The sequence below is a fragment of the Pseudochrobactrum sp. XF203 genome, from assembly GCF_020341615.1.
GTDB classification, from domain to species: Bacteria; Pseudomonadota; Alphaproteobacteria; order Rhizobiales; family Rhizobiaceae; genus Pseudochrobactrum; species Pseudochrobactrum saccharolyticum.
This window is the reverse complement of sequence record NZ_CP084392.1, coordinates 2,037,556-2,062,218: the sequence shown is the minus strand read 5'-3', so window position 1 is coordinate 2,062,218 and position 24,663 is coordinate 2,037,556. Positions and strand designations below refer to the sequence as shown.

At 50.6% G+C, this 24,663-nt stretch carries 20 protein-coding genes; 14 read left to right on the top strand and 6 right to left on the bottom strand.

Features of this window, described 5'->3' with window-relative positions; translation table 11 throughout:
* The first annotated feature begins 141 nt into the window (after positions 1-141).
* The 3 genes from LDL70_RS09400 (at position 142) to recJ (ending at position 5,004) form a co-directional block, all read left to right on the top strand.
* On the top strand, positions 142-1,671 hold the full coding sequence (locus LDL70_RS09400) for an ABC-F family ATP-binding cassette domain-containing protein (protein ID WP_225684906.1): 1,530 nt from the start codon (positions 142-144) through the stop codon (positions 1,669-1,671).
* Positions 1,672-1,959: 288 nt separating this feature from the next.
* Entirely contained in the window at positions 1,960-2,949 is a 990-nt protein-coding gene (gene glpX / locus LDL70_RS09395; RefSeq protein ID WP_022710910.1) for a class II fructose-bisphosphatase, read from the top strand.
* 252 nt (positions 2,950-3,201) lie between these two features.
* Positions 3,202-5,004 (top strand): single-stranded-DNA-specific exonuclease RecJ, encoded by a 1,803-nt coding sequence (gene recJ / locus LDL70_RS09390; protein ID WP_225688479.1) that lies wholly within the window; start codon positions 3,202-3,204, stop codon positions 5,002-5,004.
* A gap of 30 nt (positions 5,005-5,034) precedes the next feature.
* On the opposite strand, the gene LDL70_RS09385 is transcribed toward recJ, so the two are convergent.
* The gene (locus LDL70_RS09385) at positions 5,035-5,475 is read right to left on the bottom strand and encodes a VOC family protein (RefSeq protein WP_075656304.1); all 441 of its coding nucleotides are present in this window, start codon (positions 5,473-5,475) and stop codon (positions 5,035-5,037) included.
* Positions 5,476-5,704: 229 nt separating this feature from the next.
* Between LDL70_RS09385 and LDL70_RS09380 the strand changes: the two genes are divergently transcribed.
* The 3 genes from LDL70_RS09380 to LDL70_RS09370 all read left to right on the top strand — a co-directional run bounded on the left by LDL70_RS09380 (position 5,705) and on the right by LDL70_RS09370 (position 7,691).
* Positions 5,705-6,286 (top strand): cold-shock protein, encoded by a 582-nt coding sequence (locus LDL70_RS09380; protein ID WP_075656306.1) that lies wholly within the window; start codon positions 5,705-5,707, stop codon positions 6,284-6,286.
* A gap of 89 nt (positions 6,287-6,375) precedes the next feature.
* The gene (locus LDL70_RS09375) at positions 6,376-6,858 is read left to right on the top strand and encodes a DUF192 domain-containing protein (RefSeq protein WP_075656308.1); all 483 of its coding nucleotides are present in this window, start codon (positions 6,376-6,378) and stop codon (positions 6,856-6,858) included.
* 53 nt (positions 6,859-6,911) lie between these two features.
* Complete coding sequence (locus tag LDL70_RS09370) at positions 6,912-7,691, top strand: alpha/beta fold hydrolase (protein ID WP_075656310.1); 780 nt, start codon at positions 6,912-6,914, stop codon at positions 7,689-7,691.
* Between the two features lie 19 nt (positions 7,692-7,710).
* Here the strand turns inward: LDL70_RS09370 and LDL70_RS09365 are convergent, their stop codons facing one another.
* On the bottom strand, positions 7,711-7,881 hold the full coding sequence (locus LDL70_RS09365) for a hypothetical protein (protein ID WP_175576099.1): 171 nt from the start codon (positions 7,879-7,881) through the stop codon (positions 7,711-7,713).
* 67 nt (positions 7,882-7,948) lie between these two features.
* Here LDL70_RS09365 and cysE point away from each other — a divergent pair, with 67 nt between their 5' ends.
* The 3 genes from cysE (at position 7,949) to zigA (ending at position 10,609) form a co-directional block, all read left to right on the top strand.
* A complete protein-coding gene (gene cysE, locus LDL70_RS09360; RefSeq protein ID WP_075656312.1) occupies positions 7,949-8,773 on the top strand; it encodes a serine O-acetyltransferase in 825 nt (274 codons plus the stop codon).
* Positions 8,774-8,941: 168 nt separating this feature from the next.
* Complete coding sequence (locus LDL70_RS09355; protein ID WP_022710917.1) at positions 8,942-9,148, top strand: DUF3126 family protein; 207 nt, start codon at positions 8,942-8,944, stop codon at positions 9,146-9,148.
* 255 nt (positions 9,149-9,403) lie between these two features.
* Positions 9,404-10,609: a zinc metallochaperone GTPase ZigA gene (gene zigA, locus LDL70_RS09350; RefSeq protein WP_075656314.1), complete on the top strand. Its 1,206-nt coding sequence runs from the start codon at positions 9,404-9,406 to the stop codon at positions 10,607-10,609.
* Positions 10,610-10,678: 69 nt separating this feature from the next.
* Here the strand turns inward: zigA and LDL70_RS09345 are convergent, their stop codons facing one another.
* Positions 10,679-11,140, bottom strand: coding sequence for an Lrp/AsnC ligand binding domain-containing protein (locus LDL70_RS09345; RefSeq protein ID WP_075656316.1), 462 nt, complete (start codon positions 11,138-11,140; stop codon positions 10,679-10,681).
* A gap of 125 nt (positions 11,141-11,265) precedes the next feature.
* Here LDL70_RS09345 and putA point away from each other — a divergent pair, with 125 nt between their 5' ends.
* On the top strand, positions 11,266-14,424 hold the full coding sequence (putA, locus tag LDL70_RS09340; RefSeq protein ID WP_225684905.1) for a bifunctional proline dehydrogenase/L-glutamate gamma-semialdehyde dehydrogenase PutA: 3,159 nt from the start codon (positions 11,266-11,268) through the stop codon (positions 14,422-14,424).
* 889 nt (positions 14,425-15,313) lie between these two features.
* Positions 15,314-17,485 carry an anthranilate synthase gene (locus LDL70_RS09335; protein ID WP_225688475.1) on the top strand — a complete coding sequence of 724 codons (2,172 nt, stop codon included), beginning with the start codon at positions 15,314-15,316 and terminating at the stop codon, positions 17,483-17,485.
* A 91-nt stretch (positions 17,486-17,576) separates the two neighbouring features.
* Here the strand turns inward: LDL70_RS09335 and LDL70_RS09330 are convergent, their stop codons facing one another.
* Complete coding sequence (locus LDL70_RS09330) at positions 17,577-18,050, bottom strand: YccF family protein (RefSeq protein ID WP_075656322.1); 474 nt, start codon at positions 18,048-18,050, stop codon at positions 17,577-17,579.
* A 126-nt stretch (positions 18,051-18,176) separates the two neighbouring features.
* Positions 18,177-19,085, bottom strand: a complete 909-nt coding sequence (locus LDL70_RS09325) for a cation diffusion facilitator family transporter (protein ID WP_116087624.1) — start codon at positions 19,083-19,085, stop codon at positions 18,177-18,179.
* 660 nt (positions 19,086-19,745) lie between these two features.
* On the opposite strand from LDL70_RS09325, the gene LDL70_RS09320 reads away from it, so the two are divergent.
* From LDL70_RS09320 to LDL70_RS09310, 3 genes are all read left to right on the top strand, one after another.
* Positions 19,746-20,654, top strand: a complete 909-nt coding sequence (locus tag LDL70_RS09320) for a cation diffusion facilitator family transporter (RefSeq protein ID WP_028233639.1) — start codon at positions 19,746-19,748, stop codon at positions 20,652-20,654.
* 456 nt (positions 20,655-21,110) lie between these two features.
* Positions 21,111-22,817, top strand: a complete 1,707-nt coding sequence (gene leuA, locus LDL70_RS09315) for a 2-isopropylmalate synthase (RefSeq protein ID WP_075656326.1) — start codon at positions 21,111-21,113, stop codon at positions 22,815-22,817.
* A 134-nt stretch (positions 22,818-22,951) separates the two neighbouring features.
* A complete protein-coding gene (locus tag LDL70_RS09310) occupies positions 22,952-23,611 on the top strand; it encodes a hypothetical protein (protein WP_225684904.1) in 660 nt (219 codons plus the stop codon).
* Here LDL70_RS09310 and LDL70_RS09305 read toward each other — a convergent pair.
* Positions 23,574-24,551, bottom strand: a complete 978-nt coding sequence (locus LDL70_RS09305) for a metallophosphoesterase (RefSeq protein ID WP_225684903.1) — start codon at positions 24,549-24,551, stop codon at positions 23,574-23,576. The genes LDL70_RS09310 and LDL70_RS09305 overlap by 38 nt on opposite strands.
* Positions 24,552-24,663: the final 112 nt, after the last annotated feature.

The following is a 24,663-nucleotide window of genomic DNA, read 5'->3' as shown; positions in this document are numbered from 1 at the left end:
GACCGTACAATCTGTCTTTTTCAGCCTTTCTTTAAAGGTGCGGTTTTGCATGGAGCGAACTGCATCTGATTGAACCATCCCGTTACCAGTTCGCATCTATGCGATGTTCTGTGCGGCTATGGCAAATTCTGAGCTGATCTTATGTCCTACCTTAATCTTCAAAATCTTTCTCTCACTTTGTCCGTTGAACTGTTTCGTGATTTAAGCCTCGTTGTCGGTGAGGGGGAACGTCTTGGCGTGGTTGCCGCCAACGGTCGCGGTAAATCCAGTCTGATGCGTATCATCAGCGGTGAGCTGGAGCCAACGGATGGTCTGGTGACCCGCGCCCGTGGTCTGAAAACCGGTGTGGTGCCGCAATATGTGCCGCAGGACTGGCTGGATATTTCCTTATATAATGTGGTGCTGAGCGGGCTGGATGAAGACGCGCAGCTGCATGAAAGCTGGCGCGTTGATATTATTCTCGACGATCTGAGTGTGCCGCAGGATATGCGTGACCGTGCAATGCGGCAGTTGAGTGGCGGCTGGCAACGCCTTGCTTTGCTGGCGCGAACGCAGATTGCCGAGCCCGATCTGTTGCTGCTGGATGAGCCGACCAACCATCTGGATTTGGAAAAAATCCATCTACTTGAAGGCTGGTTGAATGATCTGCCGCGTTCAACAGCGGTGATTATGTGTAGCCATGACCGTGCTTTTCTCGATGCTGTGACCAAGCGTACATTGTTTTTGCGGCCTGAAAATTCGCAAATCTATGCTCTGCCTTATAGCCGTGCCCGTGTCGCATTGGATGAGGCCGATGCTGCGGATGCGCGCCAATATCAGAAAGATATGAAAACTGCACAGCAATTGCGCAAACAGGCGGCCAAACTCAATAATATCGGTATCAATTCGGGCAGTGACCTGCTGGTGATAAAAACCAAGCAGCTGAAGGACCGTGCGGAGAAGCTGGAAGATGCTGCCAAGCCCGCGCATCTGGAGCGGTCTGCCGGTGTTATCAAGCTGGCAGGACAGAGCAGTCATGCCCGTGCGCTGGTGGTGATTGATAATCTTGATGTGGTCACACCGGATAATCGCATTCTCTATAAAACCGGCCGTTTATGGATCAACCCCGGTGATCGTATTGTGCTGCTTGGTGCCAATGGTACAGGTAAAACGCGATTACTGACCATGGTGCGGAATGTGATTACGGGTGCCGCGCCGGAAAGTCCGGCGCTTAAAGCCACGCCGTCACTGGTGCTGGGCTACAGCGATCAGGCATTGTCAGAACTGAATGACAAGCACACACCGTTAGAAACGATCACCCGTCATTTTGATATCGGAGATCAGAAGGCGCGTTCGCTGCTGGCAGGGGCAGGTATGAATATTGATATGCAGGGGAAGGTGGTTGCACGACTTTCCGGCGGGCAAAAAGCGCGGCTTGCTATGCTGGTGCTGCGGCTGACACATCCGAATTTCTATATTCTCGATGAACCGACCAACCATCTGGATATTGAGGGGCAGGAGGCGCTGGAAGCTGAATTGCTGAACAGTGATGCCGCCTGTCTGCTGGTGTCGCATGACCGTAGTTTCGTGCGCAATACCGGCAATCGTTTCTGGCAGATTGTGAAGAATAAGCTGGTTGAAGTGGAGTCACCGGAAGCATTCTTTGAAGAAGCCGGACAGCTTGCGGGCTGAATAGTCTGATATATAACAAAAGATACCGGCAGTGTAATTCTTACGAAAATACACTGCCGGTATCACTCGTTTTCAAATGTGATGGTTTTTCAACCGAGTATAATCGATTTACTTTTTCTCCCCGCGCTTTATCCCTTGCAGGGAGAGCCCGACTTTGCCAAAAGATGGCGACCATGTCTGACAATCCCCTGTCATCATAATCGGCTACAGCAGTTTTGTATCCGTTGCGCAGCGATACTATTCCGGATTGCAGGCATATCTTTCGATAACGAATTTAGGACTGTTTAAATGGCCAATTCTGCAGATCAGACCCCGCAGGGTCTCGACCGTATTCTGACACTCGAGCTGGTTCGCGTGACCGAGCGCGCCGCTGTGGCTGCTGCCCGTCTGCGTGGCCGCGGTGATGAAAAAGCTGCGGATCAGGTTGCTGTTGACGCAATGCGTAAAGAGCTGAACCGTCTGCCGATCTCCGGTACTGTTGTTATCGGTGAGGGTGAACGCGACGAAGCGCCGATGCTCTATATCGGTGAAGAAGTCGGCACCCGCAACGGTCCTGAAGTCGACATCGCGCTCGACCCGCTGGAAGGCACCACCATCTGCGCCAAGAACCTGCCAAACTCGCTGGCTGTTGTTGCAATTGCTGAAAAAGGCAATCTGCTTTACGCACCGGACGTTTACATGCAGAAAATCGCTGTTGGTCCGGGCTATCCGCGCGGCGTTGTAGATATTGATGCTTCTGCGACTGAAAACCTGAACGCACTGGCAAAAGCCAAAGGCGTTAAGGTCAACGAAATCACTGCCTGCATCATGGATCGTCCGCGTCACGCACGCCTGATCGAAGAAGTCCGCGCAACCGGTGCTGCAATCCGTCTGATCGGTGATGGCGACGTTGCCGGTGTTATGCACACCACCAATCCGGATGAAACCGGCATTGATATCTACCTCGGCATTGGCGGCGCGCCTGAAGGCGTTCTGGCAGCAGCAGCTCTGCGCTGCATCGGCGGCCAGATGCAGGGTCGTCTGCAGTTCAATTCTGATGACCAGATCGCCCGCGCTCTGAAAATGGGCGTTACAGACCCGAACAAAGTCTATCTGATGGAAGAAATGGCTAAAGGCGACGTACTGTTTGCAGCCACCGGTGTAACCGACGGCAACATGCTCTCCGGCGTTAAATTTGCCCGCGACTACATCCAGACCCACACCATCGTCATGCGTGCTCAGTCACAGACTGTGCGTGAGATTAAGGCGCGGCACCAAGACCTCTCCAAGTTCGCATAAAGTAAAAATCGCCAGCTTGGTCTGCAAATGGCGTCTGTCTCGAAATCCGGTGCTCACGTACTAACAGTACGCTCCGCTCCGGTTTCAAAACAGCCACCATTTTCGCCGCAACCTGATGATTTTTAGCCTCGGCGCTACAAGGACAGCTACGAGAGTGGCACCACAATTAAATTCTGCTATAAGGCGACATTGAAAAATGTCGCCTTTGTTGTTTGTAAGAACTCAATGCCAACAGGAGTTGCCCGCGTGGATATGAATGAGCGTTTGTTTCTCGGAATACGTTCTTCTGCAACGGGCATGAAATGGGTGGATCGGTTAGGTCTGCGGGAAGCCAATACCGCCCTCGCTATCGCCCAGAATTACGGTATTCCCGATCTGGTTTCCCGCGTTATGGCCGGTCGTGGCGTTGGCCTTGAAGCCGCTGAAGAATTTCTCAATCCGAGTATCCGCTCCCTGATGCCTGATCCGCTGACTTTGACGGATATGAAACAGGCTGCTGTTCGTATTGCCGATGCTATTCAGCACCGTGAGAATGTAGCAATTTTCGGTGATTATGACGTCGATGGCGCCTGTTCATCAGCGCTGTTATCCCGCTTTCTCAATGCCTATGACATTAAAAATCTGATCTACATTCCGGATCGTATTTTTGAAGGCTACGGCCCGAACCCCGATGCCATGCGTGAGCTGGTTGCCAAAGGCGCGTCTCTGATCGTGACTGTGGACTGCGGTACCAATAGTGCTGTTTCAATTACCGCTGCGAAAGATGCCGGTGCCGATGTTGTGGTTCTGGATCACCACCAGCTTGGTGGTGCATTGCCGGAAGATGCCGCCGCGATTGTTAATCCGAACCGTGAGGATGATATTTCAGGGCAGGGGCATCTCTGCGCTGCCGGTGTTGTCTTTATGACTTTGGTGCAATTGGCACGGGAATTGCGTGAGCGCGGTATTAAAGCGGCAAATGGTACGCCGGATTTGCTGAGCTATCTCGATCTGGTGGGCTTGGCCACGGTTTGCGATGTGGTGCCGCTGATCGGTGTGAACCGCGCTTTTGTGGTTAAAGGTCTGCTCGCTGCCCGCAATCAGAGCAATGCAGGGCTGGCGGCGCTGGCGCGGGTATCTCGCATTGGTGAGCCGCTCAATAGTTTCCATTTCGGCTTTCTCATTGGTCCCCGCATCAATGCGGGCGGGCGTATCGGCAATGCTGCTTTGGGTAGCCGTTTGCTGACATTGGATGACCCTGTTGAAGCCAATACCATCGCCGAAGAACTGGACAGGCTGAATGCCGAGCGTCAGGCGATGGAAGCAATAATGTTGCAGCAGGCGGAAGCGGAAGCCTTTGCTGAGCTTTCCGGCAAATCGGGACCTGCGGTTCTGGTCACTGCCAATGAAGACTGGCATCCGGGTATTGTTGGTCTGCTGGCTTCCCGTCTGAAGGATAAGGCGAAACGTCCGACATTTGCCATTGCCTTTAATGGTAATGGTGTGGGCACAGGATCGGGGCGTTCGATCAGCGGTTTTGATCTTGGCAAACTGGTACGCAAAGCCGTTGAACAGGGCTTGCTGGTCAAAGGCGGCGGTCATGCTATGGCGGCGGGTATCACGGTGGAGAAATCCAAACTCGGTGCTTTGCGCGCATTTTTTGAAGAGCAGGCTGCCGAGCAGGTGGATGAACTGCGCGCTGAGCAAAGTCTGGCGATTGATGGTGCGGTTTCTGCCACAGGTGCCACGGTTGCGCTGTATAATGCTTTGGAAAAAGCAGGGCCATATGGTGCTGGTCATGTGCAGCCGCTGCTGGCACTGCCAAACCATACAATCGCTGATGTGCGTGTTGTCGGGCGCGATCATGTGAAAGTTGCCCTGAAAGGGCTGGACGGCAAACGCGTGGACGGTATTGCCTTCCGTGCTGCTGACAGTGATCTTGGGCGTTTCCTGTTCGATCAGGCCGGACACATGGTGCATGTTGCCGGCCATTTATCGCTCAATCACTGGAATGGCTCTGTTTCAACGCAGATCCGCATCGTGGATGCCGCGAAAGTTGATCTCTCGCGCCAATAAGAGGCAGTTTAACAGCTTGCTGAGGTTCGTTTACCAGCTGCCGGTATTTTCCATAGATGCCCATGGTTCCTGCGGTGCCAGTCTTTCGCCTTTTTGCAGAATTTCAATGGAAATACCGTCCGGTGATTTTACAAAAGCCATGCGGCCGTCGCGTGGCGGACGGTTAATGACAACGCCTTTGTCTTTCAGATTTTGGCAGAAGTCATAAATATTATCGACCTCATAGGCGAGATGGCCGAAATTGCGTCCGCCGCTATAGGTTTCCGCATCCCAGTTATAGGTCAGTTCCAGCTCCGGCGCGCGGGAGCTTTCTGCATTTGCCTGATCTTTCGACGCGCTGAGGAAGATCAAAGTGAAGCGTCCCTGTTCACTTTCCGTGCGGCGTGTTTCCACCAGTCCGAATTTTTCAACAAAAAAATCCAGTGACTCATCAATGTCACGAATACGGATCATGGTGTGCAAATAGCGCATGTTTGCCTCCTGTTTTACCCTGTTTGATCCTGTCTGTTTTAGCAGGTGTCATATTTAAAACAGGGCAGATTTGAAATAGTTCACCGCTGTTTTAGCATGCCTGCTCATAAAGTCTGTGATCGAAACAGGAATATTGAAAGTTTGCTCTTGCCGGATACGGTTAAGGAAGTGTTATCTTGAAGATGAGAATCAACCTGATTTGCCCGGCAGATGAAAGGAGGAGCGTGCCATGACTGACAAGTCTTTGTCCCATGAGTTTATGGATGGTACCAACTCCGCTGAGGATGCAACCGATATTGTCGAGATTTCCGGTGCCATTAAATGGTTCGACGTCGCGAAGGGCTATGGTTTTGTCGTTCCCGATCAGGACGGCTACGGTGATATTCTTGTTCATGTGACGACATTGCGCCGTGACGGTTTTCAGACCGCACAGGAAGGTGCGCGTGTTGTTTGCGAAATTCGCCGCGGTGAACGCGGCTGGCAATGTTTCCGCGTTTTGTCTCTCGACCTTTCCGATGTTGCGCATCCTTCAACGCTGCCGCCTGCACGCACCCATGTTGTGGTTACGCCGTCGAGCGGGCTGGAGCGGGCAATTGTCAAATGGTTCAACCGTACCAAAGGTTTTGGCTTTCTAAGCCGCGGTGAGGGGACGGAAGATATTTTTGTTCATATGGAAACGCTGCGTCGCTTCGGTATGATGGAACTGCGTCCGGGACAGGTGGTTCTGGTACGGTTCGGTCATGGTGATAAAGGGCTGATGGCGGCAGAAATTCATCCGGATATTGGTTCGCCTTTTACTAATCCGCATTAAAACCGGTCTCTGACCGGTTTTTTTATATTTGCTATAATGGTCTGCACGTATATTTTCTCTCAAACATGTTTTGAAGTATGGTTTGCCCGATGAAACAGTGGTTTGCTTATTTGGTATTTGTGGCCGCGCTTTTGGGTGGCAGTTTTGCGGTATCAGCGCAGGAAGAGCCGATGCGCGTTCCTTTGGATGCGCAGGCTTTGAAAATACAGACCGCATCGGGCGAGAAAAGTTTCGGGCTGGAAGTTGCCGATACGGATCAGAAACGCAGTGCAGGACTGATGTATCGTAAGGATTTTCCGGCTGACCGTGCGATGATCTTTGTTTTCGGTGAAGAGCGCCCGGTCATGATGTGGATGGCCAATACGCCGCTGCCGCTGGATATGTTGTTTGTCCGTAATGACGGATCAATCGCGCGGGTTGCTGAAAATACGGTGCCTTTTTCAAAAGATATTGTTGCTTCCGGTGAGCCGGTGGCTTTTGTCATTGAAGTGAATGCAGGCATTGCCGCTAAACTTGGCATCAAGGCTGGTGATACAGTCAAGCACCGGATAATATGCGGGCAATGTCAGTGAATTTGAGTCCTGTTGCGCTAAACAGGGCGGAAGATAAATCTCGGAAGTGAACTATGGTCGTGAATGTGAATGAAGTCCGTTATTTTGAACATGACGGATTAAAGCTGGCTTATCGTGACGAAGGACAAGGTGAGCCGGTTTTATTGATCCATGGTTTCGCATCTTCCGGTATGGTCAACTGGCTCAATCCGGGCTGGATTAAAACACTGACCGATGCCGGTTATCGCGCGATTGCGATTGATAATCGCGGCCATGGCCGTTCTGACAAGCCGCATGATCGTGAACTCTACTACCCGTCATTAATGGCGGCTGATGCTGTTGCCCTGCTGGATCATCTGAATATCGATAAAGCCCATGTTATGGGTTATTCCATGGGCGCGCGGATCAGTGCTTTTGCGGCGCTGGAACACCCGTTACGGGTGCATAGTCTGGTATTCGGGGGCTTAGGCATTGGTATGGTCACCGGTGCCGGTGACTGGGATCCGATTTATGATGCGCTGTTGTCGGAGGATGTGGACAGTATCACCCATCCGCGCGGTCTGATGTTCCGTAAATTCGCGGATCAGACAAAGAGCGACCGTTTTGCGCTTGCAGCCTGTGTTATCACGTCCAAAGAGCTTATTCCCGCACAGGCTATGGCGATGATCAGCCAGCCTGCACTGGTTGCTGTCGGCACGAAGGATGATATTGCCGGTGATGCGCAGGATCTGGCCGATCTGATGCCGCATGCAACGGCTGTTGATATTCCTGACCGCGATCATATGCTGGCGGTCGGAGATAAAGTTTACAAGCAGGCTGTGCTGGAGTTTCTGAAGGCGCATCCGATTGACTGAGTGCTGCCGGACAGGTTTTCTATGAAAATGTGACGATCCGCTCAGGTAATTTTACCGCAATAGCAGCAGAGGGATTTTCATCTCTTGTAATGCGGTTTAAACTCGCCCAGATAAATGCCGGAAGCAGCAGCATGAAGGACTGGCGAAAATAATCGGAAATATTTGGTTTCCGGTAAGATTTTCCAGCCATTTCAATGCATTTGGCGGTTTCCGGTGATTGAAGAATAAGTGAATGCTGTAAAGCCAGGAGTGATGCAATGGCCGCACATGGTTCTATTCCGGTGAGCAAGGTCGTCGATCATATGGATCCGATCTGGTATTCCGTGCGTGCTGAGGCCGAAGCTGCAGCCGTGAAAGAGCCGTTGCTGGCGGCGTTTCTGTATTCCACAGTGCTTAATCAAGGCAGTCTGGAAGATGTGGTTATGCATCGCATTTCCGAGCGTCTCGGTCATGCGGATGTGGCTGCTGATCTGCTGCGCCAGACTTTTGTAACGATGAGCAAAGCCTCGCCGGAATGGTCGCAGACTTTGCGCATTGATTTGCAGGCGGTTTATGACCGTGATCCGGCGGCAAACCGTTTTCTTGATCCTCTGCTTTATATGAAGGGCTTCCATGCCATCCAGACCCATCGTCTGGCGCATTGGCTGTGGAAAGAGGGACGCAAGGATTTCGCCTATTATCTGCAGAGCCGCTCTTCATCGATTTTCCAGACCGATATTCATCCGGCGGCGAAATTCGGCAGCGGTATTTTTCTCGATCATGCGACCGGTGTGGTTATCGGTGAAACTGCGGTGGTCGGCGATGATGTGTCGATCCTGCATGAGGTAACACTGGGTGGTACCGGTAAGGCTGGGGGTGATCGTCATCCGAAAATCGGCCGTGGGGTGCTGATCGGTGCCGGTGCAAAAATTCTTGGCAATATCACGATCGGTGAATGCTCAAAAATTGCTGCCGGTTCCGTGGTGGTTAAAGCCGTGCCGGATAATGTGACGGTCGCCGGTGTTCCGGCGAAAGTGATCGGCAGTTGCGATTGTGCTGAGCCTTCGCGCGCGATGGATCAGCTGATTAATGCTGCTGAATAAAAGCACGCCCCGAAAAGTGTAAGCGGTTTTCGGGTAAGGCGTGCGTAAGAATAAATGCACGCCCCGAAAAGTGTGAGCGGTTTTAGGATAAAGCGACATGTTGCCCCTTTACATATCGGGCACAGGGGCGCATGAGACAGCCCCGTAAAATGAAACAGGAGAATCCGTTTGAAACCCGAAGAAATTAAGAAACTGGACGCCTATTTCAAGCGGACTTTTGATAATCAGAACCTGACTGTTAAGGCGCGTCCGCGTAAGGATGACTCCTGCGAAGTCTATATGGATGATGAGTTTCTGGGCATCATCTATAAGGATGAAGATGAGGGCGAACTGTCCTACAACTTCTCCATGGCCATTCTGGAAATGGATCTGTAATTTTAGCAACCCTGTTTGCTGAAGTTAAAAATCTTTTGAATTACAAATATTTATGGCGGCTTATGCATGAAGAGATTCATTCGCATCAGCCGCCGTTTTTATATGTAAGCCTTCAATCTGTGTAATCAGGTCGCAATAGCGTAAAATCTCTTGTGATGTGTTATATTATAACATATCAATATCGCCTTTCCGATAATGACGGGCTGTGCGCTGAAGCGCGCATGACCCGTAACATGGCGATATTCAGGAGATGAAATGGAACAACGTTTACCTGTCACGGTTTTGTCCGGTTTTTTGGGCGCCGGAAAAACCACTTTGCTCAACCATATTCTGAACAATCGTGAAGAGGTGCGTGTTGCCCTGATCGTGAATGATATGAGTGAAGTGAATATTGATGCGGCTTTGCTGCGTGATGGCGGTGCCAATCTGTCCCGCACACAGGAGCAGTTGGTTGAGCTGACCAATGGCTGTATCTGCTGCACTCTGCGCGATGATCTTTTGCAGGAGGTGACGCAGCTCGCAAAACAGGGGCGGTTTGATTATCTGCTGATTGAATCGACCGGTATTTCCGAGCCTTTACCGGTAGCCTCGACTTTTGAGTTTCGCGATGAGGAAGGTTTCAGCCTTTCTGATGTGGCGCGGCTGGATACGATGGTAACGGTTGTCGACAGCGCCAATCTGCTGCGCGATTATGCATCGCAGGATTTTCTGAGCGATCGTGGCGAGACAGCCGGTGAGGGCGATGAACGCGGTATTGTGGATTTGCTGGTGGAGCAGATCGAGTTTGCCGATGTCGTGGTGCTGAATAAGATCAGCGAAGTTTCGCCCGCGCAAAGACAAGATATTTATAAAATTATCCGCGCTCTCAATCCGGACTGCGATGTGGTTGATGCTGACTTCGGCAAAGTGCCTTTGGCGAAGATCATGAATACCGGCCGCTTCAGTTTTGAAAAGGCCGAGCAACATCCGTTATGGTTTAAAGAACTCTATGGTTTTAAAGATCATGTGCCGGAGACTGAGGAATATGGCATCTGTTCTTTTGTCTATCGTGAGCGCCGCCCGTTTGATCCGGCTAAATTCCATGACTTCATTCAGCAAAGTTGGGCAGGGCTGATCCGCTCGAAGGGTTTTTTCTGGCTGGCCACCCGCCCGCGCTATGTGGGTGAGCTTAGTCAGGCGGGGGCATTATTGCGCACCGGCAAGCGCGGATTGTGGTGGGCGTCAATCCCGAAACAATATTGGCCGGAAGATGAGGGTTGGCGTCAGTCTATGCAGCCTTATCTTGATCCGTTCTGGGGTGACCGGCGGCAGGAACTGGTTTTTATCGGTACTGCCGCGATGGATGAGGGGGCAATACGGGCTGCGCTGGATAATTGTCTGGTTGAAGCCGATAATTTTGTGCCCGATGAATGGGCATCGCTTTACGATCCGTTCGAGCCATGGGATCAGCGCGCAGCATAATTTATTATTTTAAAACAATATTATACGCCTTTGCGTGAAGAAATAGATTCACGCAAAGGCATGACGCTTTTAAATCCCGATTGCCGAGGTTTCTTTAACCTCCTCCATCACCGGATAGGTATGGGTTTCACGCACGCCCGGCAGCGAGAGCAGGGAGTCTGCCAGAAAGCGGCGATATTGCTCCATGTCCGCTACACGCGCTTTCACCAGATAATCAAAACCACCGGCCACCATATGGCATTCCATCACCACCGGATTGTTTTTTGTGGCCTCGGCAAAGGTTTCAAAAACCTCCGGTGTCGTGCGATCGAGCTTGATCTCAACAAAGACAAGCATGGAGCGGTTGAGCATTTTTGGTGAGAGCTTTGCCGTGTAGCCCAGCACATAACCATCGCGGGTTAAACGCTTGACCCGCTCGGCCGTTGCGGTCTGTGACAGGCTGATTTTCTCGGCCAGTTCGGCATTGGTCAGCTTGCCGTCCTCCTGCAATGCACGGAGAATCTTTTTGTCCATAGCGTCAATTTGCTTCATTTTTGCTAAAATTCCGATTTTTGCAGTGATATCCACCGAATAAGGCACTTTAATTAGTGAGATAAACTATATGAGATAAAATATACAGTTAAAAACCCGTCGCAAGACTCTACAGGAGCCTTTTTATGACACTGCCCAATACAGCCCTTTCAAACGCCCCTCAGGTTGTTTCTGAAAAGGCTCAGAATACAACCCTGCCACTGCCGCCTTTTACCGCGCCTTATGCACCGGATGACCATGAACTGGTCAGTGCGTTGCTGGCCAGCGTAACATTCGATGATGCCGCCAACCGCCGCATTGATGCGCGGGCTTCGGAATTCATCACCAATATCCGCAAGCAGTCCAAAGGGATTGGCGGTGTTGAAGATTTCCTGCGTGAATATGGCCTGTCCACCCGTGAAGGTCTGGCGCTGATGGTGCTGGCCGAAGCGCTTCTGCGCGTGCCGGACAGTGCGACACAGGACAAGCTGATCGAAGATAAGCTGAAACAGGGCAACTGGTCTGAGCATCGTGCGCAGGGCGATACATGGTTTGTATCCGCTTCCGCATGGGGGCTGGGTCTGGCAGCTAAAGTTATCCGTCCGGGCGAAACACCGGAAGGCGTTCTGTCTTCGCTGGTTAAGCGTATGGGCTTGCCGACAGTTCGCACAGCCACCAAACAGGCAATGCGCTTTCTCGGTTCGCATTTCGTGCTGGGTGAAAATATTCACGATGCATTGAAGCGTGCGAAAGTCGCTGAGAAAAAAGGCTATCGCCATTCTTTCGATATGCTGGGCGAAGGTGCCCGCACTGCAGAAGATGCCAAGCGTTATTATAAATCCTATTCCGATGCGATTGATGAAATCGGCAAAGCTGCCGGCAATGGCAAACTGCCGGATCGTATGGGTATTTCGGTCAAGCTCTCGGCTCTGCATCCGCGTTATCTGGCGACCCATCATGCGCAGGTGATGCGTGAACTGGTGCCGGATGTGCTGGCGCTGGCTCAGAAAGCCAAATCCTATGATCTGAACTTCACCATTGATGCGGAAGAAGCAGACCGTCTGGAGCTGTCGTTAGATCTGATCGACCGCGTTTTCGCTGATCCGTCACTGGCTGGCTGGGATGGTTTCGGTCTGGCGATTCAGGCCTATCAGAAGCGCGCTCTGCCGGTTATCCAGCATATTGTTTCCCTGTGCGAAAAGACCGGCCAGCGCATGATGGTGCGTCTGGTGAAGGGCGCTTACTGGGATACAGAAGTGAAACGCACGCAGGAACGCGGTCTGGACGATTATCCGGTCTTCACCCGCAAAGCTGCAACCGATGCGTCTTATATTGCCTGCGCACGCTATATGCTGGATCAGCGTAAGCATATTTTCCCGCAATTTGCCGGACATAACGCCCTGACCGTGGCGATGATTCTGGAAATGGCCGGAAATGATAAGAGCGGTTTCGAGTTCCAGCGCTTGCACGGCATGGGTGAAAGCCTGTTCAAACAGGTGACAGAAGCCGGTGAAAAGATTGCCTGCCGCGTTTATGCGCCTGTTGGCGGCTATCGCGACCTGCTGGCCTATCTTGTGCGCCGCCTGCTGGAAAATGGTGCGAACTCGTCGTTTGTTTCCGTTGTGGGCGATGAAAATGTGCCGGTTGCAAGCCTGCTGAAGCGTCCGGTTGAAATTTTGAATGATGGCAGAGGCATGCGGAATGCAAATATTCCGTATCCTAAAGATATGTATGGGCAGCGTCGTAACTCTGCCGGACTTGAATTTGGTGACAGATTAGTATTGGGGACTTTTATGGACGGGATCGTTAAGGCGCGGGCGAATGTTGATGCAGTGCCATTATTTGCCGGTTTTGCTAAAAAAGGCTCCGGTCAGCCTGTATTGTCGCCGGTAGACGGTTCTCAGGTTGGTACAGTTGCCGAAGCAACTGCTGAAGATGCTGCAAAAGCTGTTGAAATTGCACGCAAAGGCTTTGCCGGCTGGTCACGCATGAGCGTTGAAGACCGCGCAACAGCGCTGGAACGTGCCGGTGATCTTCTGGAGAAGAACCGCGACCGTTTCATAGATCTTCTGTCGCGTGAAGCCGGTAAGACAATGGATGACGGTATTGCCGAAATCCGTGAAGCCGTTGATTTCTGCCGTTATTATGCTGCGGAAGCCCGTCGTCATTTTGCCAATGAAACCATTATGCCTGGCCCTACAGGTGAAGATAACCGTCTGCGTTATCGTGGTCGCGGTGTGTTCGTTTGTATCAGCCCGTGGAACTTCCCGCTGGCAATCTTCCTTGGTCAGGTGACCGCTGCGCTTGCTGCCGGTAATGCGGTTGTCGCCAAGCCTGCGGAACAGACCCCGCTGATCGCCTATGAAGCAATCAAGCTGCTTCACGAAGCCGGTGTACCGCAGGATGCAGTGATTTATCTGCCGGGTGACGGTTCCGTTGGTGCTGCTCTGACCTCACATGCCCGCATTGACGGTGTGTGCTTTACCGGTTCGACCGATACAGCATGGGCAATCAACCGTACTTTGGCCGCCAAGAAAGGCCCTATTGTACCGCTGATCGCTGAAACCGGTGGTCTGAACGCCATGATCGTTGATGCGACTGCTCTGCCAGAGCAGGTTGCGGATGATGTTGTTATGTCGGCATTCCGCTCTGCCGGCCAGCGTTGTTCGGCTCTGCGTATTGTTTATCTTCAGGAAGATGTTGCTGACGGCATGCTGAAGATGATCGAAGGTGCAGCGCGTGAAATGCATCTCGGCAATCCGGCTCTGGAAACCACAGATATCGGCCCGATCATTGATCGTGAACAGCAGACCATGCTGAACGACTATGTTGAGCAGATGAAGGGCAAAGCCAAAGTGACCAAGGTTGGCGTGACACCGGAAGGTGAATTGCAGGCCGGTCATTTCTTTGCACCGCATATTATCGAACTGAAAGATGCATCAGAACTGACACGCGAAGTGTTTGGTCCGGTTCTCCATGTTGTGCGCTGGAAGGCATCTGAACTTGATAATGTTCTCGATCAGGTTGCCAATTCGGGCTTTGGTCTGACCTTTGGTCTCCATAGCCGTATTGAAGCGGTTGTGGCCCGTGCGGTTGAGCGTCTGGATGTGGGTAATATTTATATCAACCGTAATACGATTGGTGCGGTTGTCGGTACGCAGCCATTCGGCGGTTCCGGCCTGTCCGGCACCGGTCCTAAGGCTGGTGGCCCGAACTATCTGCTGCGCTTTGCGCTGGAGCAGGTTGTGTCGGTTAACACCGCAGCAGCCGGTGGTAACGCTTCGCTGATCGCGATGGGCGAGTAATATAGCCAACGCGATTGCCCTCAATCAGGGCAATATGTTGCGTTTTATCGAAAAAGAATCGCCTGCCGCATAAAATGTGGCGGGCGATTTTTTATTTTCTGTTTTGCACAGAATTTCGTTGACGAAAAATACAACCTGAGGTAGTTTTGATCTTGTACTGAAAAGCATACTTCACTTAGTTATTTTAGATCTGAGCATAATATTTTTTTGAAATTAATTGCTTTTGAAAAGCGGGACGGGCAAATCTTCCCCATATGATCGCCTGCCTGACAGTTCGCATATCGGACATTTTAACCCGGATCTTTTTGCTGATCCGGGTTTTCTTTTGGAAGTTTTTGATTGATGGCTTGATATAAGCTTCTGTTATTGTGCTGTTATATGAAAATGTGCTCTTTACCGGCTGGGGCAGTTCTCAGAGGTTTGATGTAGTGAATGGGGTGTGAGCGTTTGAGCATTTGTAACGCGGTGGCTCATTGTGCAGACTCATGTTGTGTGTTGAATGGGCTTGATCGGCGTTTATTCGAATGAAATTTAAAATGCAATTTTAAGATGTATGTATTTGTTCTGCGCAATAATATCTTTTCCGCAAAATGATAAAACAGAAGAGCTTGCAAGGCCTGAAAAACAGAGCTAAAAATAGCGCATGACTAATTTTACTTTTGCATCTCTTATTTGGTGGTGGGCTCGCTTCTAGCGGCCAACGCAGACATTTGCATAAGTGTCATTCAGGTCGCTCAGGGGTTCACCGGGCGGCCGTTTTTATTTTCTGCCCTGAAATCCTGAAGCGCCTGAGTATCTACTTAAAATCAAAGCAGAGATGCTTTGTTGAAAAACAGGTGCGAAACCGGCCGTTTGGCAGTATAGGGATCGCAGCAACAGGAGCAGAGCGATTATGGCAAAAACTGCCGATCAGGATCAGCACGATCATATCACGCAGGGCGGCATTACTGTCGCACGCCGCCGTCATCTGGTGGATTACAAAACGGCTATCGACAAGCGTATTGATGCGCTGGATACAAGACGCGGCGCTGTCTTTTCATCCAATTATGAATATCCGGGTCGTTACACACGCTGGGATACAGCAATTATTGATCCGCCGCTGGTGATTACTTCCAAAGGCCGCTCTATGCGCATTGAAGCGCTGAATGCCCGTGGTGAAATTCTGCTAGGCGGTATCCGCCCTGTGATCGGCGCTTTGCAAGAAGTGACGATTCATGATGAAACAGAGCAAAAAATTCAGCTGACGATTGCTGAGCCGACACGCCAATATATGGAAGAAGAACGCTCGCGTATGCCGTCGGTCTTCACTGTGCTGCGTGAGATCGTCTCTCTGTTCTATTCCGAGGAAGACAGCAATCTCGGCCTTTACGGTGCTTTCAGCTATGATCTGGCCTTCCAGTTTGAGCCGATTACTTACAAGCTGAAACGCCCTGAAGATCAGCGCGATCTGGTCCTGTTCCTGCCGGATGAAATTCTTGTCGTTGACCATTATTCTGCAAGAGCATGGGTGGATTCCTACGATTTCACTGTCGGCAATAAGAAAACAGACGGCTTGCCGCGCGAAACACCGTCTGACGTGTTTAAAGCAGCTGAAAAACTGCAGGCAAAAGGCGATCACCAAAAGGGCGAATATGCTGCTCTGGTTGAACGTGCCAAAGAAAGCTTCAAATGCGGAGATCTTTTTGAAGTGGTGCCAGGGCAGATTTTCTATGAAAAATGCGAAAACCAGCCGTCAGCGATTTCCCGCAAGCTGAAAAGCATTAACCCGTCACCATATTCTTTCTTCATCAATCTGGGTGAGCAGGAATATCTGATTGGTGCTTCACCGGAAATGTTTGTGCGGGTGAATGGTCGTCGCATCGAAACCTGCCCGATCTCCGGCACCATTAAACGCGGTGAAGATGCGATTTCAGATTCCGAGCAGATTCTGAAACTGCTCAATTCCAAAAAAGATGAATCCGAACTGACCATGTGCTCCGATGTGGATCGCAACGATAAAAGCCGCGTTTGCGAGCCGGAATCGGTGCGTGTAATCGGTCGTCGCCAGATCGAGATGTATTCCCGCCTGATCCATACGGTTGACCATATTGAAGGTCGTCTGCGCGATGGTATGGATGCATTTGACGGTTTCCTCAGTCATGCATGGGCAGTCACTGTGACCGGTGCACCGAAGCTCTGGGCAATGCGTTTCATTGAAGAAAATGAGCGTAGCCCGCGTGCATGGTATGGCGGTGCGGTTGGCATGATGCATTTCAACGGCGATATGAATACCGGTCTGACACTGCGCACTATCCGCATTAAAGATGGTGTGGCGCAGGTACGGGCAGGGGCGACTTTGCTCTATGATTCAAACCCGCAGGAAGAAGAAGCCGAAACCGAGCTGAAAGCATCGGCAATGCTGACAGCGATCCGTGAGGCGCATATCAAGCCGGAATTGCAGGAGAAGGCGCAGTCTATGAAAGCGGGAACCGGAATTTCTGTTCTGCTGGTCGATCACGAAGATTCCTTCGTGCATACGCTTGCCAATTATTTCCGTCAGACCGGCGCCAATGTGGCGACTGTGCGCTCGCCGGTGAGTGATGAAATTTTTGACCGCTTCAAACCGGATCTGGTGGTACTGTCACCGGGGCCTGGTACGCCGAAAGATTTCGACTGCACGAATACAATCCGTAAAGCGCGTGAGCGTGATCTGCCGGTCTTTGGTGTGTGTCTCGGCTTGCAGGCGCTGACAGAGGCCTATGGCGGCTCACTGAAACAGCTGGAAATACCGATGCATGGCAAGCCGTCACGGATTAAAATTCTGAAAAATGGTGTGGTGTTTGATGGTCTCGGGCAGGAAGTCACCGTTGGTCGTTATCATTCGCTTTATGCGGATAAGACGACACTGCCAGCGGATTTCATCATCACTGCTGAGACAGATGACGGCGTTATCATGGGCTTTGAACATGCAAAAGAACCGGTGGCTGCAGTACAGTTCCATCCGGAGTCAATCATGACACTCGGCGGTAATGCCGGTATGCAGATGATTGAAAATGTGGTGTCGAAGCTCGTAAAGAAATAACCGCAAGTGATGTTTAAAAGAAAAGCCGCGTAACATCTGTTGCGCGGCTTTGTTTTTTGAAGCAGATATGCGTATCTGACAAATACCAAGATTAAGCAGACGGTCTCATAGTTTGCAGCTGCATACGGGCGTTTTCTTCCCGCACGGCCTTAGCCAGTTCGATGCTGACAACACGTCTGCCAACCGGCCAGAAGGAGATGCCGGCCAGTTTGAAAGATTGTATGCCGAATGGAATACCAATGATGGTTATGCAGTTGATGATACCGGCAATGATGTAAGAAAAGAACAGCACGATACCGAAGGTGCATGCCCAAAGAACATTAAATATAAAGCCTATCGTTCCGGTGGTGGCAGTGGTGGCCGTTACGCCCTTGCGGTCTAACTCCCTGACATGGACGACATCTTTACCGAATGGAAATGCAGACATTTTAGCCATTTCAATCGCCGCACGGGTCAGCGGTAAGCCAATAATAGAAATAGCGAAGACTGCTGCACCCAAAAGCCATATCAAGGCAAGAACTGCACCGCCAAAAACAAACCAAATAACATTTCCTGCAAATCGCATATTTATATCCATTATTATGAGTGAAATTATATAATAAAATTATTCATCTAAAGGTTCAAACTTTCTTTTGCATGTCCAATTTATTGGGGTGTTAATCTTTGATGTGCGATAAAATTACTTTGCCCGTTAAATCCACGCTTCGTCGCCTGTAAAACTCACAGTAATCCAGCGTTGCGGGCCTGCGCCGCCGATTTCCTCACCGATCTCTTCGCGGATTGCATCCAGCGTTGCGATCGAAGTTATCGGGAAGTTAGCGGGCAGAACGATGTGAATTTCAATGAAACGTGCGCGACCGATTTTGGCTGCATAGCTGGCATATTTTTTGAAGCCATGTTTGGCCTTCATTCTATCCATGATCTTGCGCACCCGCAGATCCATGCGTTCCGGTGTGACCAGCAAAATCTCGCGAAATGCACCCAGAACTGTTTTGAGCGGCACAAAGATAAGGCCTGCCGACAGAAACAGCAAAATGGCGGGGTCTGTATAGACCGTCCATGGCTCAAAGGCCGTGCCCTGTAACAGCCATGCCAGACTGAAGGCGATCAGAAGAGCCAGCGTAATCAAAGCGGTCATCAGCCAGCTTTGCGTATCAAGCGTGATAAAGTTCGATTTGAGCCGTTTATTGATCTTGTGCTGATAGGCCATCATGACAAAACAGATGATACAGACAATGACGGCGTAGAGAATTGCCCAGTCAAAATTCAGCTCTGTGCCGCCTTGCAGCAAGGTGCTGACGGCGTTGATGAAAGCATAGAGACAGAACAATATCAGCACGATGCCGTTAAAAGCGAGAACCAGTGGTTCAATATGCCAGAAACCATGCTGGAAGCGGCGCGTTCCTTCGCTGGTCAGGAGCCGCGCGACAAAAAGGGCAAGTATCGACATGACAGCATCGGTTGAGGAGAACATGCCGTCAAAAATGACTGCGCTGGAACCGGAGAGTATGCCGAAGACTATTCCGAAGAGGCCGATAAAGATTGTGACAAATATTGATCTTCGTAAAATCAGTTGTTCAAAACGTGCGAGACGTTGCATTTTAAAGGGTCTGCCTTTGTAGAAAGAACAACCATCTGTGAAACCGGAAGGCACAAGTAATTTATGCCGTGAAAACGGTTTAGCTGGCTGCTTTTTTTGTTTTTAGCACTTTTTCTGCGCTGATCCGGACAGATATTGTCTTATTACTGCTGTGCGTAATTTCGGATCGGGATGTTAAGCTGCGCATTTATGCATAGGCACTCTATATATTATTATTATGAAAATTAAAAGAGATGCCGCTTTTTGACCGTTATGCACGTCAGTTTCGAATTGTTCTCTGATTCGAATTGCTAGTTTTTCCTCATCTGTATTTGCAAATGATTTGCAGTTAAACCATATGTAAGTCTATGAATTTGCTGATTTATTAAAACTATAGCGCTGAGTGAAAACCAGTTGCAACTGGACGGCAGAAATTAGCGAAAAATGTCAGCTACGGTACTTTAGAGATTTGGAATTGGCACATTTTGCGCTAAGGGTAATTACATCTCAGCGAGTGCTGAATTGAATTTATTTCGATGAGGGCGGCTTTGGATGACTGATAAGCAGTCTCTGCATAAGCTGCCGAATTTTATAAACTGCAAAATTGTAAATCTCCGGCTGTCCCGTCGTTTTTCAATAAAACGGCGCAATAACATGTTCGGAGAGATAAAAGGTTTGGGTATGGATGCTAATCTGAGAATTCGGCGACTGGCTACATGGACAATTCCGGTATCCATCGGCGTGATGGCGCTTAAATATCTGGCCTATCTGCTTACCGGTTCTGTTGCGCTTTATTCCGATGCGCTGGAATCGATTGTCAATGTCATCGCTGCTGTCGGTGCATGGTGGGCAATTACAGTCAGTATTATGCCGGCAGACGGTAATCATCCTTACGGGCACCATAAAGCGGAATACCTTTCTGCTGTGGTTGAAGGTGTACTGATTGTTGTTGCGGCACTGCTGATTGTGCGTGAGGCATGGAGCGCTCTGGAAACACCGCGCACGCTGGATGAACCATGGCTTGGGCTGGGTATCAACCTGATTGCAGGTGTGATTAATATGCTCTGGGCAGGGCTGCTGATCCGTGTGGGACGCGCTGCCAAATCACCGGCTTTGCTGGCTGATGGCAAGCATATTATGACAGATGTGGTGACTTCCGCAGGCGTGCTGGTTGGTCTGGTTGCAGCAATCATCACCGGCTGGTCAATTCTTGATCCGATTTTGGCGATTGTTGTGGCGTTGAATATTCTCTGGCAGGGCTGGCATGTTATCAATGCCTCCGTGCAGGGGCTGATGGATGTGGGTGTTGAGCCTGTTGAGGAAATGCAGATCCGCGATATTATCTCCACCAATGCGGAAGGGGCACTTGAGGTACATGACCTTAAAACCCGCATTGCCGGACGTGTGACTTTTATCGAATTTCATCTGGTTGTTGCGGCCGATATGACAGTCGGTGAATCGCATATTATCTGCGACCGGATCGAAGATGCGCTGCATGAGAAAATTGATAATTCACGGGTTGTGATTCATGTTGAGCCTGAGGATGAGGCCAAGCTTCCGCCGGGAACTGCAGCCGTTCCTTTTGCATGATGGAAATTTAATGCATTGATTTTTCATAATAAAAACGCTGTCCTGTCATCGTGCGGGGCAGCGTTTTTATTTTTCTCTGAATAGGCCTGTAATTTTATTTCGTTTGCGGGGAAGTCTCTTGCAACTTGTTATCAAGGCGTATAGCATTTGTCCCATGAACAACGCGCATTATCATACCAGCTCTTTTGTGAGCTTCGGAGCAGATCAGGGCTTTGCAGCCGCTGAGTCTTGCGCGCGTCCACTCTCGCTTCTACTTCTACTCGGCCTTAGCGGCGATCGCCGGGCTCGTTGATTGGAGCGTCCGGCGGTCGTACAGAGCCGTCAGACTCATGCTCCGGTCAAAGAATCCGTTTCGATTGTGCCCGATTTTTCTGCATCTTCATTTTATAATTGAGCAGACAGGGCGTGTTTAAGGCGGCTGTATATTGCAGTTGCTGTGGCTGATGAGACTTTAAAATGACCAATATTATTTCCGCTTCCAAATCCCCTCGCAAAGGCATGCCGATTGCGGCTGAAAAATACACGCCGTTCAGAACGACAGTTTTGCAGGATCGCCAATGGCCGTCGAAAATGATCGAAAAGGCACCGATCTGGTGTTCGGTTGATCTGCGTGACGGCAATCAGGCGCTGATTGACCCGATGGGGCATGATCGTAAAGCTCGTATGTTCCAGTTGCTGATGGATATGGGCTTTCCGGAAATTGAAATCGGCTTTCCGTCCGCTTCCCAGACTGATTTTGATTTCTGCCGCTGGGCGATTGAAGAAGGCAATGTGCCGGATGATGTGGATTTGCAGGTGCTGGTGCAGTGCCGTCCGGAATTGATTACCCGCACATTTGAAGCGCTGGAAGGCGCTAAGACCCCGATTATCCATTTCTATAATTCTACCAGTGAGTTGCAGCGCCGCGTTGTGTTCGGCAAGGATGTTGCCGGTATCAAGCAGATTGCCACCGATGCCGCCAAGATGATTATGGATATGGCTGCCAAAGCAGGCGGCGGCTATCGTTTCCAGTATTCGCCGGAAAGCTTTACCGGCACCGAGCTGGAAGTGGCTTTGGAAATCTGTAATGCGGTGACGGAAATCGTTAAGCCGACTGCTGAAAACAAGCTGATCCTCAATCTGCCGTCCACGGTGGAAATGAACACGCCGAATGTCTATGCCGATCAGATCGAATGGATGTGCCGTAATCTGGATAATCGTGAAAACCTGATTATCTCTCTGCATCCGCATAATGACCGCGGTACAGGTATTGCCGCAACCGAACTGGGGCTGATGGCCGGTGCCGACCGTGTGGAAGGCACATTGTTCGGCAATGGCGAGCGCACCGGTAACGTGGATGTGGTGACACTGGCACTGAATATGTTCACGCAAGGTATTGATCCTGAACTGGATTGCTCGGACATCAACCGCATGAAGGAAGTGTACGAATATTCCAATCAGCTGGTTATTCCTGAGCGTCATCCATATGTCGGTGAGCTGGTTTATACGGCGTTTTCCGGCTCGCATCAGGATGCGATCAACAAGGGTATGAAAGCCAAGAAAGGCGCGAATACGCCGGTTTGGGAAGTGCCTTATCTGCCGATTGACCCGCAGGATGTCGGCCGTTCCTATGAAGCGATTATCCGTATCAATTCCCAGTCAGGTAAAGGCGGTATCGCTTATATTCTGCAGCAGGATTACGGTCTGAATATTCCGCGCAAGATGCAGGTGGAATTCCGTGAGATCATTCAGCAGATTACGGATGATGAAGGAAAAGAACTGCAGGCACCCCGCATTTATGAAGAGTTCAAGAAAGCCTATGTGAGCCAGCCTGGCTCGCGTCTGGAATTTGTTGATCACCACACTTTTGCGGATCCGGACAATAAAGCTGTCCGTATTATGCAGGCCGAGATCATTGATAATGGTGTGACAAAAACCATTGAAGGACGTGGCACCGGCCCCGTGGATGGCTTTATTGATGCGCTGTCGAAACATATCGGCATTGATATTTCCGTTGCCGATTATTCGGAACATTCGTTGCAGCGCGGTTCGGATGCATCGGCGATCAGCTATGTGGAACTGTCACATCCGCAGGGATCAGTCTTCGGTGTTGGTGTGAACCATAATATTGTGACGTCATCGCTTGCTGCGATTGTTTCCGCCGCAAACCGTCTGATTAAATAAGATCACTCTGAGTGATACTAAAAAGGCCTGAAACTATACGGTTTCAGGCCTTTTTGTTATAATGCCGGTCTAAAGTCATAAAATCGCCATGCATGAGATTGCCTGTAAAATGCAGCAAGATAAAAGGCGGCGGTATGAATAAAAGCGAAGATGATTTCACGATATATCCGTCTGCATCTGTGCCGGAGGCACATTTATCCGGCGAAGAACGGCTGAAGACTGCAATCCGGCAGGCGAAAACTGCACAGGCCGACCGTCACGACAGTATTACCGATATCAGAGAGACGGATATTGCCCGTCTGGAATTGCTGTTGCAGGATTTGCAGCCGGTTTTTGATGCGGTGCCGGCAACGGATGAGCAGTGGGATTTCTGCCTGAATAAAGGCATGCAACCGCGTTTGTGGCTGGATGCCAGCGCCTTTGTAATGATTGCCCGTGACCGGCGCAGCTATCGCTTTGTCCGTGATACCCGTCTGGGGCGGATTATTCTGGCCGATAATAAAGATATCAAGGTCATTTCAGAAGCGGTCACCCGCTATATTGCTTCGCGGATTCTTGAGCGTGAACGGCTGATGGATGACTGGACTTCTGAAGTCCCTGTTGCAGAGCGGCAGCCCGCTGTCGCTGAAAACACCGCTGAGCAAACCAACAGCGCAGAAATTTCGGAAAATCCGGCGCTGATTAAACTATTATGGTTTGCAGGCGGTGCTTTACTCGGCTGTCTGGTACTGATTTTTGCGCTGCACTATTATGGTATCACTCTGCCGATGCTGTCGGAATTGTTGCCGCGCTGATTTGCGGTGCAGCTTTGCCAAGCATTAATGTGCGTTCACCGATCAGCTGCACTTCAGTATTTTCACCGATAAAACCATATTGCTGCCAGTGACATTGCCAGCTTTGCGGCTGATCAAGTGCTTCAATAGAAAACAGATTATAGCGCGCCGGTGGTTTCCGGCCTTCATGACCGATCGGATAGGGCGCCTGACTGGCCGATGGCACGCAGATCACCGGCACCGCGCCATTTGGAGACGCAATTTCATTATAGGTTGCCAGATGGGTATGGCCGTGCAGCACCAGTTCGGCACCGGCTTCACGGATCACTTTCTGAAAACGGCCAATGCCGAACAACCGCTTATAGGCCGGTGTTGCATTTCGGATCGGCGGGTGATGAATCAGGATAACGCGGCACAGACCTTGCTCGCCGGTTTCAAACAGCATTTTTTTCAGCCGCGCGGCCTGTGCAGGCAAAAAATCACCGCTGGCCATGAACGGACCGGTCGCACGCGCCGAGCTGACGCCAATGATCGCCACGCCGTCACGCACACGCAAATAAGGAAATTGCGGTCGCTTTTCACGATTGTCGATGCCATCGCCGCGCATCCACGGTTCCCATTTGCAGCAGGATTTATCCAGCGCACCCGGAACATAGGCATCGTGATTGCCCGGCACGAAAGAAACGTCTTCCTGTGAGCCAAGCTGTTTAAGCCATTCAAAGCCATTATCAATTTCAAGATTAAGCGCGAGATTTACTAGATCGCCCGTAACAGCGATATGATCCGGCTTGTGGCTTTGCAGATCTTTAATCAGCCCTTCCAGCACCCAATCATGCATGGCACCTTTACGGTGACGCTTCCAGTTAATATAGCCGGTGATGCGTTTGGAGGCCAATTCGCGCAAGCGAACCTGCGGCAGCGGCGACAGATGAATGTCTGAAATATGGGCAAGTCTGAACATTGGCGAAGATTTAGCTTTCAACTGCGCATAGTCAATGAAAAACATACATATAAGAGTTTGGCGTATAAAAACGCATGCGGGCTAATAGTTTTGTCAATTGACTGGATCGTAA